Annotated in this window: 13 protein-coding genes; 2 read left to right on the top strand and 11 right to left on the bottom strand. The window is 62.5% G+C overall.

The genetic code is table 11. The features are described 5' to 3' along the window. The 4 genes from G533_RS0116820 to G533_RS24850 form a co-directional block, all read right to left on the bottom strand. Positions 1-256 (bottom strand): helix-turn-helix domain-containing protein (locus G533_RS0116820; protein ID WP_144079923.1); only part of this gene is annotated, 256 nt, incomplete at its 3' end. A gap of 96 nt (positions 257-352) precedes the next feature. Next, a complete protein-coding gene (locus G533_RS0116815; RefSeq protein ID WP_027950970.1) occupies positions 353-634 on the bottom strand; it encodes a hypothetical protein in 282 nt (93 codons plus the stop codon). A 62-nt stretch (positions 635-696) separates the two neighbouring features. Continuing rightward, complete coding sequence (locus G533_RS24100; RefSeq protein ID WP_027950969.1) at positions 697-864, bottom strand: DUF1328 domain-containing protein; 168 nt, start codon at positions 862-864, stop codon at positions 697-699. A gap of 76 nt (positions 865-940) precedes the next feature. Then, positions 941-1,576 carry a BON domain-containing protein gene (locus G533_RS24850; protein ID WP_051230547.1) on the bottom strand — a complete coding sequence of 212 codons (636 nt, stop codon included), beginning with the start codon at positions 1,574-1,576 and terminating at the stop codon, positions 941-943. Between the two features lie 476 nt (positions 1,577-2,052). On the opposite strand from G533_RS24850, the gene G533_RS0116800 reads away from it, so the two are divergent. After that, on the top strand, positions 2,053-2,289 hold the full coding sequence (locus G533_RS0116800; protein WP_084639071.1) for a PRC-barrel domain-containing protein: 237 nt from the start codon (positions 2,053-2,055) through the stop codon (positions 2,287-2,289). A 37-nt stretch (positions 2,290-2,326) separates the two neighbouring features. Here G533_RS0116800 and G533_RS22490 read toward each other — a convergent pair whose 3' ends face one another. From G533_RS22490 to G533_RS0116765, 7 genes are all read right to left on the bottom strand, one after another. Then, a complete protein-coding gene (locus G533_RS22490; protein ID WP_051230546.1) occupies positions 2,327-3,685 on the bottom strand; it encodes a sigma-54-dependent transcriptional regulator in 1,359 nt (452 codons plus the stop codon). Continuing rightward, positions 3,679-4,554: a crotonase/enoyl-CoA hydratase family protein gene (locus tag G533_RS0116790; protein ID WP_205622644.1), complete on the bottom strand. Its 876-nt coding sequence runs from the start codon at positions 4,552-4,554 to the stop codon at positions 3,679-3,681. Before G533_RS0116790 ends, G533_RS22490 begins: the two co-directional genes overlap by 7 nt. Before the next feature lie 9 nt (positions 4,555-4,563). Beyond that, positions 4,564-6,174 carry a tRNA-dihydrouridine synthase gene (locus G533_RS0116785; protein ID WP_027950966.1) on the bottom strand — a complete coding sequence of 537 codons (1,611 nt, stop codon included), beginning with the start codon at positions 6,172-6,174 and terminating at the stop codon, positions 4,564-4,566. Positions 6,175-6,291: 117 nt separating this feature from the next. After that, the gene (locus G533_RS0116780) at positions 6,292-7,782 is read right to left on the bottom strand and encodes a protein adenylyltransferase SelO (RefSeq protein WP_027950965.1); all 1,491 of its coding nucleotides are present in this window, start codon (positions 7,780-7,782) and stop codon (positions 6,292-6,294) included. A gap of 18 nt (positions 7,783-7,800) precedes the next feature. Next, complete coding sequence (locus tag G533_RS22485) at positions 7,801-9,309, bottom strand: DHA2 family efflux MFS transporter permease subunit (RefSeq protein WP_035528668.1); 1,509 nt, start codon at positions 9,307-9,309, stop codon at positions 7,801-7,803. Further along, complete coding sequence (locus G533_RS22480) at positions 9,306-10,373, bottom strand: HlyD family secretion protein (RefSeq protein ID WP_051230543.1); 1,068 nt, start codon at positions 10,371-10,373, stop codon at positions 9,306-9,308. The genes G533_RS22485 and G533_RS22480 overlap by 4 nt, the downstream gene beginning before the upstream one ends. 7 nt (positions 10,374-10,380) lie before the next feature. Beyond that, positions 10,381-10,824, bottom strand: coding sequence for a MarR family winged helix-turn-helix transcriptional regulator (locus G533_RS0116765; protein WP_035528666.1), 444 nt, complete (start codon positions 10,822-10,824; stop codon positions 10,381-10,383). 215 nt (positions 10,825-11,039) lie between these two features. Between G533_RS0116765 and G533_RS0116760 the strand changes: the two genes are divergently transcribed. Next, positions 11,040-12,908, top strand: a complete 1,869-nt coding sequence (locus G533_RS0116760) for an N-acyl-D-amino-acid deacylase family protein (RefSeq protein WP_027950963.1) — start codon at positions 11,040-11,042, stop codon at positions 12,906-12,908. Positions 12,909-12,914 lie beyond the last annotated feature (6 nt).

Raw genomic sequence — 12,914 nt, 5'->3', positions numbered from 1 at the left:
TATCGCGGATCTTGGGGGCACCCCAGCTGGGATATTCGCGCTTGAGCTGCAAGATTGTGCGCTCGATCTGGAAAGGCAGTTGATTGGCGTGGCGGTAAGGCCTACGGCTACGATCCTGCAATCCATCAAGGCCACAATCCTTGTATCGACTGAAGATCTTGTAACCAGTGGGTCTGGAGATACCGAACTCGCGGCAAAGAGATGACATCTTCTCGCCATCCAGGAGCCTCGCTACAAACTTAAGGCGTTCATCCATTGGCTTACACTCTTTCCAGGGCATTTGGGCGTCTCCCAAATACCTAAAGGTGTAAACCATGTCTCCGGCGGCCGGCGCTCCGGTATATGCTGTAAGTTATGTCTCAGGTACTACAGTATTCTTGAAGCTGTCGACAATCGCCTGCAAACGCGATTCACTGGCGTTTTTTGCGTCTGCCAGCTGTTTACCGGCCCCATCGACCTTATCCTGCAGCGCCTGCGTGCGGCTCTTCATCTCCGTCTGCAGGTCGGCACGCGCCTTCTCGCTCTCCGCCTCGGCCATCTTGCGTTCCGCCTCGGCTTGCTCCGCATCGATCTTGTGATTCAGTTGCTCAATGCGCTTTTCAATCATTTCGGTAGCAGAATCCAGTAGTGACATACGTATCTCTCCGTGAAGTTGGCAAAGTGAAGCCGGGGTCGTTCCAGACCCCGGCAGCATGTTTACGGCGCCGGCGGTTTGCGGCCGGACACCAGGTGGATGACCAGCAGAATGATACCGATCACAAACAGTACCCAGGATATCTGCCCGGCGATTGAGGCGATGCCGGATGCGCCGAGCAGGCCGGCAACGAGGCCGATAACCAGGAATATAAGTGCCCAATACAGCATGGTAGTTCTCCTTTTTTAGTGGTTCTTTTGGTGATAAGCGGCAGCGCCAGTAGCGCCACCGGTGCTGCGCTGTTTATCAGCTGTTTACTTGCAGTTCGTTGTTCACGCCCTTCACGCCGTCAACTTGACTGGCAATCTCGCCGGCGAGGTCTTTCTCTGCAGAGCTATCGATACGACCGCTGAGGGTAACTTCACTGCCGGTCGTATCGACGTTGATCTGCAGGCCGCTGGTTTCGCTGTTGGCAAGCAGCAGGGTTTTCACCTCCGCCGTGAGGGTCGCGTCTTCAACGCGTTCGGAGAAATCGCGTCCGTTGTCGTTCCCACGGGTGTCGTCGGCCACTGTCAGGCGGTTGGTCACGTCCGTGATTCCTTCCACGCCTTGGGCGAGTTCACCGGCCAATTCCTTGCTGACCGTAGAATCCACCGTCCCGGTAAGGACGACCGCGCCATGGGCAACTTCAGGGTCAATGGTGAAGTTGTTCAGGTGCCGGTTGAACAGGTAGACGGTTTCGAGCTTGCCTTCGAGCCAGGCGTCCTTCGCCTGCTGTTCAATGTCTGCGCCGCTCATTACCGCTGTGTCCTGCTTGTCGGTCGGCGTAGCGGCTTTCGACGCGTGGTCGTCTCCATGCTGGCTGGCATGCAAAGGCATCGATAGCAGCGAGCCCATGGCAACGCTGGCACAGAGCAATCGGGTAGTTTTGCGTGTATCCATCGTGTGTTTCTCCTGTGTTGCGCCTGATGTATCGCTGGCGTTGTCTTTGGCGATACGTGCGGCAGTTGCGGAGGGTGATGCGAGAACCGTGCCAGCGATGCATATCACAACCCGGGTCGGCAGCCGCCACACACCTCGCGGAACCCTTCGCTCACATGCCCGATGCGGCCGGAAAGCCGCGCACAACGGGCTTTCTGGCGGGGTGTACGGGCCACATGAGGCGCCTGTTGGCAGGTGTGACAAAGCGGATGGGTTTGTGGGAGAACCCGCTGCGGCCCGGTTGAAGAGAGGGCAAGCGGGTTTGAAAAAATGACTGCTCGCAGGAGATCTTTTTACAAAATGTGCTGCGTTCACTGGCCGGCATCGCGTGCGTCCGGCGCAACCGCCCGCCTGAGGGCGGCCGGGGTGGGTTGGTGCGAAACCTGCATGGCGAAGGGAGATAGAAGTTTCAAGAGGGTGTCGATGTGGACCAGGGAATGCCATCCTCCAATCTGCTGGGAGCCCAGGTTTACACCGCTGACGGCGTGGAGATTGGAGTTATCTCGGAATTGCAGATTGATCCCGCGGCAGGGATCGTCAGGTTTGCGTGCATAACGCGACCCGAGCGGGACGCCGTGCTTATGCCCTGGGCGGCAATGTTCAGGGTGAAGCACAAGCGCGGCTTCGTGTTGACCCACCGGGGCGAGGAGTTGTTGCAGCAAAACAAGGGTTAGCCAGCAATCCTCACGAGCGGTGTCCGGGGCCTCCCGGTCAGTCGTCTTCGTCGTATTCCTTGAGTTTGTTGTACAGCGTTTTCAGAGCAATGCCGAGTGCCTCGGCCGCCTCCTTCTTGTTGCCGTCGCAGGCGTCGATGGTGGCCAGGATTTGCTGCTTTTCGGTTTGATGCAGAGATTCACCCACCGAGATGCGCAGATACTCGCCGGCCTGCTCAATCTGCCCCTCAGGCAGATGCTCCGGCTCCAGCGTCTGTTCCGCTAGGATGTAGGCCCGTTCCACAGCACTTTTCAGTTCGCGCACATTGCCCGGCCACGGGTAGGCGACAATCGCTTCGATGGCATCATGCGAGAAACGCTTCGCGCTGTCGTGTTCGGCGTTAAGCTCATGTAAAAACGCATGTGCGAGGCCGGCAACGTCGCGCTCACGTTCGCGCAAAGGCGGCATGCGCAGACAGAACTGGGCGATACGGAAGTAGAGGTCCTCGCGCAGCAGGCCGTCGCGAATGGCCGTTTCCGGGTCGCGGTTAGTGGCGGCGAGGAAGCGCACATTCATGGTCAGGTCCTGTGTGCCACCCACACGGCGGAACTTGCCGGTTTCCAGAACGCGCAGCAACTTGACCTGCAGGTCCAGCGGCATTTCACCCACTTCATCCAGCAGCAGCGTGCCTCCTTCGGCCCTTTCGAAGTAGCCCGCGTGGCGTCGTTCGGCGCCGCTGAAGCTGCCCTTTTCGTGGCCAAAGAGTTCACTTTCGGCGAGCTCGCTGGCAATGGCGCCACAGTTCATGGCCACGAAGGGGCCGCTGGAGCCGGACATCTGGTGCAGCGTTTGCGCGGCCAGCTCTTTCCCGGTGCCGCTCTCGCCAACGACCAGCACGGTGGCGTTGGAGGGTGCCACTTTGCGTACCACGCGATAGAGCTTGCGCATGGCCGGGGAGTTGCCGCGCATCATGCCGAACTGGTCGATGGCGACACTGTCGTCGACACCGGCCTTCGTGCGCTGCTGTTCATATTCCTGACTGATGTCCTCCAGCAGTTCCGAGACGAACTCGGTGTCCAGTGGTTTGCGGAAAAAGTAGCTCGCCTGCTCGCGTATGCCGCGCTGCGCCCGCGCCGGGTCGTCGTCGTGATGCATCAGGGCGACATCGGTGTGATCCTGCAGCAGGCTTTCTTCGCCCAGCAGTTCAAGCCCGTCACCATCCGGCAGGTCCAGCGCAACGAAGGCTACTGCGGTAGTGCTGGCCTTGTCCTTGAGGGCCGCCCGGCTCTCGGCGATGGAACTGCAGTGCAGCACCTCAAAGCCCTTGTCCGTGAGCAAGGTAGAAAGTGACTGGACCGTGTCCCCGTCGGGGTCGATGATCAGGCCCAGTGGCGCCGGGGCGCTTGGCGTTACCACCAGGGGTAGAAGTCAGGCATGGCGGATGCCTTGCCGGTGAAGGCCGGCTCGCGCTTTTCGCGGAAGCTGGCGACGCCTTCCTTGCCATCACCCAGGCTGGTGTAGAACATGGCAATAGAGTCTACCTCGTGCGCCGTGCGGGGGTGCTCGGCGGCCGCGTTGCGGTAGAGCATCTGCCGGGCCAGCGCCGTCGCCACCGGCGAACGGTTGCTGATAATGCGCAGTGCGAGCGCTCGGGCTGCCGGTAGCAATTCATCGGGTGTGTATACGGCTTTCACCAGGCGACCGGTAAGGGCTTCCTGTGCATCGAAGATGTCGGCCGTGTACACCCACTCCAGTGCCTGCTGAATGCCGACGATACGTGGCAGGAACCAGCTGGAGCAGGCCTCGGGCACAATGCCGAGCTTGCCGAACACGAAGCCGATGCGGGCGCGGTCGGAGGCCAGGCGAATATCCATTGCCAGCGTCATGGTGGCGCCAATGCCCACTGCGGGCCCGTTGATGGCAGCGATGACGGGCTTCGTACAGTCAAAGATAGCCAGTGTCACGCGGCCGCCCGTGTCGCGTACGCCATCGAGGATTTCGGGGTCCTCACCGCGCTCGCGCACATCGTCGATGGTGGGCGCGAGCGACTCGTCGAGGCCGAACGGGCTGCCGTTCTCAGACAGGTCCATGCCGGCGCAGAAAGCGCGTCCGGCGCCGGTGACCACAATGGCGCCGATGGAATCGTCGTTGCTGGCCCGGCCGAAGAAGTCGATGAGTTCGTGGGCCATTTCCACGGTGAAGGCATTCAACTGGTCCGGGCGACTCAGGGTGAGGGTGCAGACCCGGTCTTCAATGTGGGTAGTGAGTGTCTGGTACTGATACACGGTGATCTCCTAGAGAAATGGTCCATCAACGCAGCCGCGGCGTCCATCGGGCGCGGCACAGGCGCCGCAAATGCCCACGCCGCATTTGGTGAGGTAGTCGATGGCGCTGAAGATCTGCTCCGGCTTGCAGAACTCGCGCTGTACGGCTTCCGCGGCGTGTACCATGGGCTCCGGCCCACAGTTGTAGAACACCAGCGCGCTCCGTTCAGTTTCGCTCATGTTGCTCAGCCGTTCCCGCAGCAGCTCGGTCACGCGGCCGTGGAAGCCGCTACTGCCATCGTCTGTTGCCACGTGCAGGTCGGCGATTTGCGCGCACTCGTCGAGAAAGTAAAGCCGGTTTTCACTGCGTGCGCCAACAAAGATGTCTGCATTGCCGAAATCCCGCGCAATCTGGTATACCGCCGCGAGCCCCGTGCCCCCTGCAACCGCCATGATGCGGGCGTCATCCGGCGGCTCGACTGGCACGCCGTGTGGCCCGCGCACATAGGCTTCGGTACCCACGGGCAGGTCCATGAGCGTGTGGGTGAACTCACCCAGGTCGATGACAACCAGTGAGAAGGGGTCGTCGGTCAGCGCCGAGAAGGGCTTTTCGCCCAGGCCAGGAATCCACAGGAAGATAAACTCCCCGGCCTGCACATTGATTTTGCGGTCGAAGGTGAGGATGGCGATATCGTCGCAGACCCGCTGGTTACTGACCAGCGACACTGGGCGGAACTGCATGTCGATGTCGTAGCGTACCAGGCTTTCGGCGCGGTCCTGTGTGTGGTCCAGGTCCAGCTGCAGCGTGTGGAAGTAGGCCTGCATGTCGGCGGTGGTCATGCCCACCAGTGCTGAGCCGACACCCACCACGCTGGCACCGGCGTCAAAGAAGGCGCGCACATCGGCCGCGCTGCTGGCACCGCCACAGCCGATCACGGGCAGCCCCGTGGCGGCGATAACTTCCCTGACGCATTTCAGGGCGATGGGCAGCACGCCCTTGCCGGACATGCCGCCGGCACCATTGCTGAGCACGGGGTGACCGTGTGCAGACGTGTAACCGGGCCCCAGGGTGTTGATGGCACAGAGTGCGTCGGCGCCGCCCTCGGCGGCAGCCCGCGCAATTTCAGCAATATTCGGCGTGTTGGGGGTGAGCTTGGGTATGACCGGGATGTCTACCACGGCTTTCACCGCGGCGGTGATGGCGCGCACCATTTCCGGGTCCTGGCCCATGGCCATGCCGTAACCCGTGGCGTGCGGGCAGGACAGGTTCAACTCCAGGCCGTCGGACACCGGTGCGAGCAGCTTTGCCACCTCGACGAATTCCTCGAGGCTACCGCCGAAAATAGAGGTCAGCAGGAAGCGGTCATGCGGCACGCGCAGCTGGCCCAACAGTGCCACGGACTCCTCGGCGCCGGGGTTGGTCAGCCCCACGGCGTTCACAAAACAGCCCGGCGCGTACTGGCTGAGCACGGGTTCACGATTGCCCAGGCGCGGCTTCAAGCCGATGCTCTTGGTGGTGACGACGCCCACTTCGGGCATGTGGTCGAAAACATACTGGATGATCGATGTCGCCGTGGTCACGATACCGGACGGAATCGTGAAGGGCCCGGAAAGGGTCTTGCCGAAAAATTGCGTAGTCAAGGTGTCACTCGAAGCATGGGCTGGGCGAAGTCGGCATTATACTGCCTTGCCCCAGTCGAGTCGAAACACGGTGCGCTGCGGGCCCCGAGCGGGGCGTCAGTTGCGCGCACCGGCCGCTCAGGTACCGCAGAACGTCTGGTAGACACGCTGCCCCTCCTCGGGGGGCAGGGCCAGCGCACGGCTCCCTGGCTGCCACTCCGTGGGTGCCGCCAGGCGCTCGACAAGGGCGTGGAAGGGCGCGAAGTCGGCGTTGTCGGTGGCCGCTGCCAACGCCGCCTCGACCAGGTGGTTGCGGGCTATGAACACCGGGTTCGCGCGGTACATCGCGGCCTGGCGTTGTTCCGGCTCGCACGCTTCTCGCGCCAACCGTTCCCGCCACTGTGCCAGCCAGGGGTCGAAGGCATTGGGCAGTGTATACACCTCGCCGATATCCTGCGGGTTGCCGGGAATGGGGTGCGCCAGGTCAGCCAGGCGGCGGAAGGTCAGGGTGAAGTCAGTGGCGTGCTCCGCCATCAGGGTATAGAGCTGCTCAATCAGCGCCGCGTCATCGGCCTGTGGTTCGCCCAGCCCCAGCTTGGCGTTCAGGCCCTCGGTGTGTGCCTGGAGGAAGTGGTCGCTGAAGGTATCGACGGCAGCCTGCGCCAGGGCCACAGCCTGCTCGGCATCGTTGTGCAGTACCGGTACCAGAGCCTGCGCCAGGGACGCCAGGTTCCAGTGGGCGATGCCGGGCTGGTTGCGGTAGGCATAGCGCCCCGAGTGGTCGATGGAGCTGAATACGGTGTCCGGGTTGAAGGCGTCCATGAAGGCACAGGGGCCGTAGTCAATGGTTTCTCCGCAGAGCAGCATGTTATCGGTGTTCATGACGCCGTGGATAAAGCCCAGCAACTGCCATTGGGAAACCAGCCGCGCCTGCGCCTGTATCACGGCGTTCAGCAGTGCCAGGGCAGGGTTTTCGGCGTTGGCTTCCGCCGGGAAATGGCGCTGCAGGACATAGTCCACCAGCAGATGAAGCCCCTCGGTGTCCTTGCGTGAGGAGAAATACTCGACGCTGCCGATACGCAGATGGCTGCTGGCAACGCGCGCCAGAATGGCGCCGGGCAGCATGCGATCTCGCATCACCGGCTCCCCACTGGCCACAGCAGCCAGAGCCCGGGTGGTGGGGACACCCAGTGCGGCCATGGCCTCACTGACGATGTACTCCCGCAGCACCGGGCCCAGCGGTGAGCGCCCGTCCCCGCCGCGCGACCAGCGGGTGGGGCCGGCGCCTTTCAATTGCAGGTCGAACAGCCGCCCCTCGCCATCGCGCAGTTCGCCCAGCAGAATGGCGCGGCCATCACCGAGTTGCGGGTTGAAGCCGCCGAACTGGTGCCCCGCATAGGCCGCTGCCAGCGGACGGGAGCCCGGCGTTATCGTGTTGCCGGCGAGCCATTCGGTGCCCGCGGACGAGGATAGCCAGTCGGCATCCAGACCGAGTCGCTGCGCCAACGCACGGTTGACGTGTATCGGCGCAGGCGCTGCAACCGGAGTGGGCTCGAGGCGCTGATAGAAACGCTCGGGTAGCTCGGCGAACGTGTGTTCCAGGGTGGGTGGTGTGCCAGGGGTGGGCATGAGGGAACTCTCTCCGGATCAGGCCTCTACGTCTGCAGCGCTGGCCTGACGCATGTGTTTTGGAACGCGCAGCAGCAGAACCATGGGAATGGCCGCCAGGTTTACCCACATCAGCAGGTGGAAGTCGTTCACGTAGGCGATCTCCGCCGCCTGGCGGCTCACTACGGCCACCACCTCCCCGGGCAGCGCAGTCAGTATCCCGGGGTCGTGCATGCCGCGCGGCAGTCCGGACTCCGGTGTCAGCCGCGCGGCCAGCTCCTGCTGGTTGATCCACATATTGCGGGTCAATAATGCCATGATCATGGAGACACCGATACTGCTGCCCAGGTTGCGCGACAGGCTGAACAGTGCTGCGCCCTCATCGCGCAAATGCGGCGCGAGTGTAGCGTAGGCCAGGGTTGTTGTTGGAATGAACACCAGCCCGAGGCCCAGGCCCTGTACAAATCCAGTAATCGCCAGCGTTGTCTGCCCCACCTCCATGGTAAAGCGGGCCATTTCCGCCAGCGTGAGGCTGGCCGTGCACATACCTGTGATGATCAGCAGGCGCGGGTCGATACGCTGCATCAATCGTGCGACCACCATCATGCCGAGCATGGTCCCAACGCCACGGGGCATCAACACCAGGCCGGTGGTGACCGCCGGGTAGCCCTTCGATACTTGCAGGAAGGGCGGCAGCAGGGCCATGGTTGCCAGTAGCACGATGCCGACGAGAAAGATGAACAGGACGCCGGTGACGTAATTGCGGTCGCGAAACAGCTCCGGCGACACGAAGCGCTGGTCGCTGGTGAGGGTGTGCACGGTAAAGAGATACAGCCCGAGACAGATCAGGACTGCATACAGCTGTATTTCGAGCGACTCGAACCAGAGCACATGCTCGCCGCGATCGAGCAGCAATTGCAGTGCGCCCACGGCCACCGCCAGCAAGCCGAAACCGAGCAGGTCGAAACGCTTTTCCACGGTCGCGGTTTTCGGTACGAACCAGTAGATGCCGACGAGCGAGGCCACCCCGAGTGGTACGTTGATGTAGAAGACATAACGCCAGGAATAGGCATCGGTCAGCCAGCCGCCCAGCGTGGGGCCGAGAATGGGCCCGATCATGATGCCCATGCCCCAGATACTCATGGCAGAGGCGTGTTTTTCCTTGGGGAAGGTGTCCAGCAGAATGGATTGTGACAGCGGCGCGAGTGATGCCCCGAAAGCACCCTGTGCAATACGCCACATCACCATTTCATTCAGGCTGTCGGCCTGACCGCAAAGCATGGACGTAAGGGTGAACCCGGCCACCGACCACAGTAGAACCGAACGGCGGCCGAAACGCTGCGCCATGTAGCCGACAGGCAGGGTCATGATGGCGGCGGTGACGATGTAGGAGGTGAGAATCCAGATAACCTGATCGCTGCTCGCACCGAGGCTGCCCTGCATATGCGGCAGGGCGACGTTGGCGATGGTGGTGTCGACGACCTGGATAATGGTGGCCGGCATGACGCTGGCGGCCACCAGCCACGGCGCTACGGTGCGCGGGCTCACAGCGGGCTGGCAGCCACCTGATTACCGCCGGGTGCGGGCTGCGCTTGCGCACTCGCCAGCGATTGGGGCGGCTCCGTGGCAATGCGCACTTGAGCACTCATGCCGGCGCGCAGTACTGCGTCTTCAGGTTTGCTCTCCAGTCGCAGGCGCACGGGAATGCGCTGCACGACCTTGACCCAGTTACCGCTGGCGTTCTGTGCCGGAATCATGGCGAACTCGGAGCCGCTGGCGGGGCTCAGTGTATCCACGCGCGCGCTCAGAACCTGACCTGGATAGGCGTCTATGGTCACCTCGGCCATTTGCCCCGGGCGCACATCTGTCAGCTGCGTTTCCTTGAGGTTGGCCTCAATCCAGATATCGTCCGTCGCCATGAGGGTGACGACGGCAAAACCGGCCACAGTCATCTCGCCGAGCTGGGGTACTTCATTGGCCACAGTGCCGGCCGCCGGTGCCGTGATGCGGGTGCGCGACAGCTGGTAGCGGGCCCGGTCCAGCTGCGCCTGTGCCACCTGGATGTCGGCCTGGGCTTCCAGCGGCACGTCGGGGCTGCCGCCCAAAGCGGCACGCAGGCCGGCGAGCTTCTGCCGGTTGATGGCGATTTGTGCCTGTGAACGCGCCAGCTGCTGCCGCGAATCATCAAGATCCGCCTCGGATATCGCTGAAGGCCCCATACGCTGATTCCGTGTCAGCTGGCGCTGATAAAACGCGGCGTCTTCCTCGGCCTGGCGAATCTCGGCTTCCACTTCGGCGTAGTCGGCCCGGCGCACCATGATCTGGTTCTGTACCTGCGCCAGGTGCGCTTCGGCCTCCGCCACGGCGAGCTGGAACGGCTCGTCCTCCAGCTGCACCAGTAGCTGTCCTGCGGTAACCGGCTGATTGGGCTGCACCAGCACCGCCTTGACTATGGCATTCACCTCGCTGGACAGCGCCAGCTTGTTGGCTTTCACGTAGGCGTTCTCGGTGCTGATGCTGCCTTGCCCGCCCAGCGCGAACCAGGCAACGGCCAGGGCACCGGCAACCAGGCCTGCGCCCATCAGCAGGCGCCTTTGCAGCAGCTGTGACATGGTCGTATTACTCCTCTTTGCCCAAGTTCAGGCGAATGCGTTCCAGCAGTGATTTCAACTGCACGATTTCCTCGAAGGACAGGCCCGCCAGGGCTTCGCCTCGGGTGAGCTCCGCCAGCTCGCGCAGCGTGGTGAGCGCCGGCTGCGCCGCTGCCGTCAGGTAGATGCGGAAACAGCGTCGGTCCTGTTCGTCGCGGCGGCGCACCAGCAGGCCCTCCTGCTCCAGTATGTCCAGCTGCCGGGTCAGGCTGATGGGCGCCACATCCAGTCGCTCGGCAAGCTCCGCCTGCTTCACGCCTTCTTCCCTGGCCAGGGACCACAGTACCTGCCACTTTGAGCGGGTCAGGCCGTGGGCCCGGGCGCGACGGTCGTAGTTGCGCCGCAGCAGACGTGCCGTGGTGTGCAGTTCGAAGCTGAGCTGGTCGGTGGCGTCGTTGCGCGCGCGGCTCACGTGCCTGCCCTCATGGTCGTAGAGTGACTTATTATAAGCATGCTTATTAAAATGGCAAGCGGGAGGGCCTGATGACCAACGCTGTGTACATTGGTTCTGGTATAGGGCTGGCGTAACTTCCCGCCGGCGGAGCGCTTTACTACACCCCTCGCCAATGGCAGATTGTCGCTACTGATAACAACAGCCCCCGCGATCGGGCACGGAGCCAACACAACATGAGCACAACCTGGGACACCCTGATCACCGACGCACTGGTCTTTGATGGCAGCGGCGAGGCACCCGCCACGGTCGATATCGCCATCCGGGACGGCAAGGTGGCGGCTCGCGGCGCGGGGCTCCCCCGCAGCGCGGCGGCCCGTGTGATCGACGGCAGTGGCCAATGGCTGATGCCTGGCCTGTTGGATATTCACACACACCTCGACCTGGAGGTGGACCTGGACCCCCGCCTGCCGGAAGTGGTGCGTCACGGCACCACAACCGTTCTGGTGGGCAACTGCAGCCTGGGCACCTGCTTCGGCCAGCAGGTGGAAGGTGAGCAGAATCCGATCGTTGACTGCTTTACCCGCGTGGAGAACATCCCGAAAAAGGTGCTGAGCAAATGTGTCGAGGCGATTACCTGGGACAATACTGGCGACTACATGGACCACTTTGACGGCCTCGCCCTGGGGCCGAATATCGGCGCTTTCGTGCCGCACTCCATGCTGCGCGTTGAGGTGATGGGCCTGCGCGACAGCATCAGTCGCAAACCCACCGATGCCGAGCTGACCCGCATGGAAACCCTGCTGGACCAGGCGATGGAGCAGGGTTACCTGGGTTTGAGTACCGATGGCTTGCCCTTCCACTATCTCGCCAACGAGCCGCATACAGACCAGCGTATTCCCACCCAGTTTGCCGGTTACACGGAGCTCAAGCGTTTGCTTGGAGTGGTGCGCCGGCGCGATCGGGTATGGCAAACGACGCCGCTGATCGAAAACCGTGCCAAGGGCATGCTCTATTTTCTCTTCAGTAGCGGCCGGCTGTTCGGCAAACCACTGAAAACGTCGGCCTTGTCGGTGATGGAGTTCGTGCTTGCTCCCAAGGCGTCCAATGCGTTTCTTGGCCTATCGAAGTTGATCAACAGTGCGTTACTGAAGGGGCGTATTCACTTCCAGGCTCTGGGTACCAATTTCCGTCTCTGGTCGGACGGCATTGTCAGCCCGGTATTTGAAGAGTTGCCCTCCACCTGCAAGCTCATCGCGAAAGAATACGATGACGTTGCCGGCCGGCGCGCGCTGCTCGACGATCCGGATTTCGTCGCCGAGTTCCGCCGCGACTGGGAGCATGGCCGCAAGGGGCGCAACCTGGCGCACCTGAAGGCGAAGCTGGGCTTGCCGGACAAGCTGGTTATTCGGGATCTCGACCGCATGATCTTTGACGGTGCCCCGGTGCAGGACTGGGACGGCGAGAGCATGCAACAGGTGTTTGACCGGCTGCAGCGTGTGCAGCGCGGGCAATCTGGCGAGGCGCGTTCGGAAGCCGAGGCCGCAGCCTTTGCCAAATTCCCCGCACCCACTACCGACGACGTCGATTTCATGCTGCACCTGCTGCGCGAGTACGACAAGTCGTTTCGCTGGTGGGTGGATGTGGGCAACAAGGACAACCGCGCGACTCTTGGCTACTTGCTGCACCCCAGCGCCTTGCCGGGTTTCAACGACTCCGGGGCACACCTCACCAACATGGCATTTTTTGATGGCAACCTGATGTCACTGAAGCTGGCGCAGGCTGAGGGCATGGCGACGGTTGCCACCATGGTTCGGCGCCTGACCCGTGAGCCTGCTGCCTTCTTTGGCCTGGATGTAGGCAGCCTCGAAATCGGTGCGCAGGCAGACATCACCATGGTCGACCCGGAGGCGCTGCAGACATGGGACAGCAACGACCATCGTACCCTCATTCATCGGGAGCTCTTCGACCACAAGCAGATGGTGAATCGTTCCGACGGCGTGGTGACGCGAGTGCTCATCAAGGGCGAGCCGGTGTGGCAGGAGGGCGACTTCACCGAGGTGCTGGGTAGCCGCCGCCTGGGGCGGGCGTTGCGGGCTGCCTGACCGCTG

This window comes from Haliea salexigens DSM 19537 (genome assembly GCF_000423125.1).
GTDB lineage: Bacteria > Pseudomonadota > Gammaproteobacteria > Pseudomonadales > Halieaceae > Haliea > Haliea salexigens.
The sequence above is the reverse complement of the archived record's forward strand: the minus strand, read 5'-3'. Positions and strand labels throughout refer to the sequence as shown.

Coding starts and splice junctions, on each gene's coding strand:
- G533_RS0116815 (WP_027950970.1), bottom strand. CDS start 634: ATGTCACTACTGGATTCTGCTACCGAAATGATTGAAAAGCGCATTGAG.
- G533_RS24100 (WP_027950969.1), bottom strand. CDS start 864: ATGCTGTATTGGGCACTTATATTCCTGGTTATCGGCCTCGTTGCCGGC.
- G533_RS24850 (WP_051230547.1), bottom strand. CDS start 1,576: ATGGATACACGCAAAACTACCCGATTGCTCTGTGCCAGCGTTGCCATG.
- G533_RS0116800 (WP_084639071.1), top strand. CDS start 2,053: ATGCCATCCTCCAATCTGCTGGGAGCCCAGGTTTACACCGCTGACGGC.
- G533_RS0116780 (WP_027950965.1), bottom strand. CDS start 7,782: ATGCCCACCCCTGGCACACCACCCACCCTGGAACACACGTTCGCCGAG.
- G533_RS22480 (WP_051230543.1), bottom strand. CDS start 10,373: ATGTCACAGCTGCTGCAAAGGCGCCTGCTGATGGGCGCAGGCCTGGTT.
- G533_RS0116760 (WP_027950963.1), top strand. CDS start 11,040: ATGAGCACAACCTGGGACACCCTGATCACCGACGCACTGGTCTTTGAT.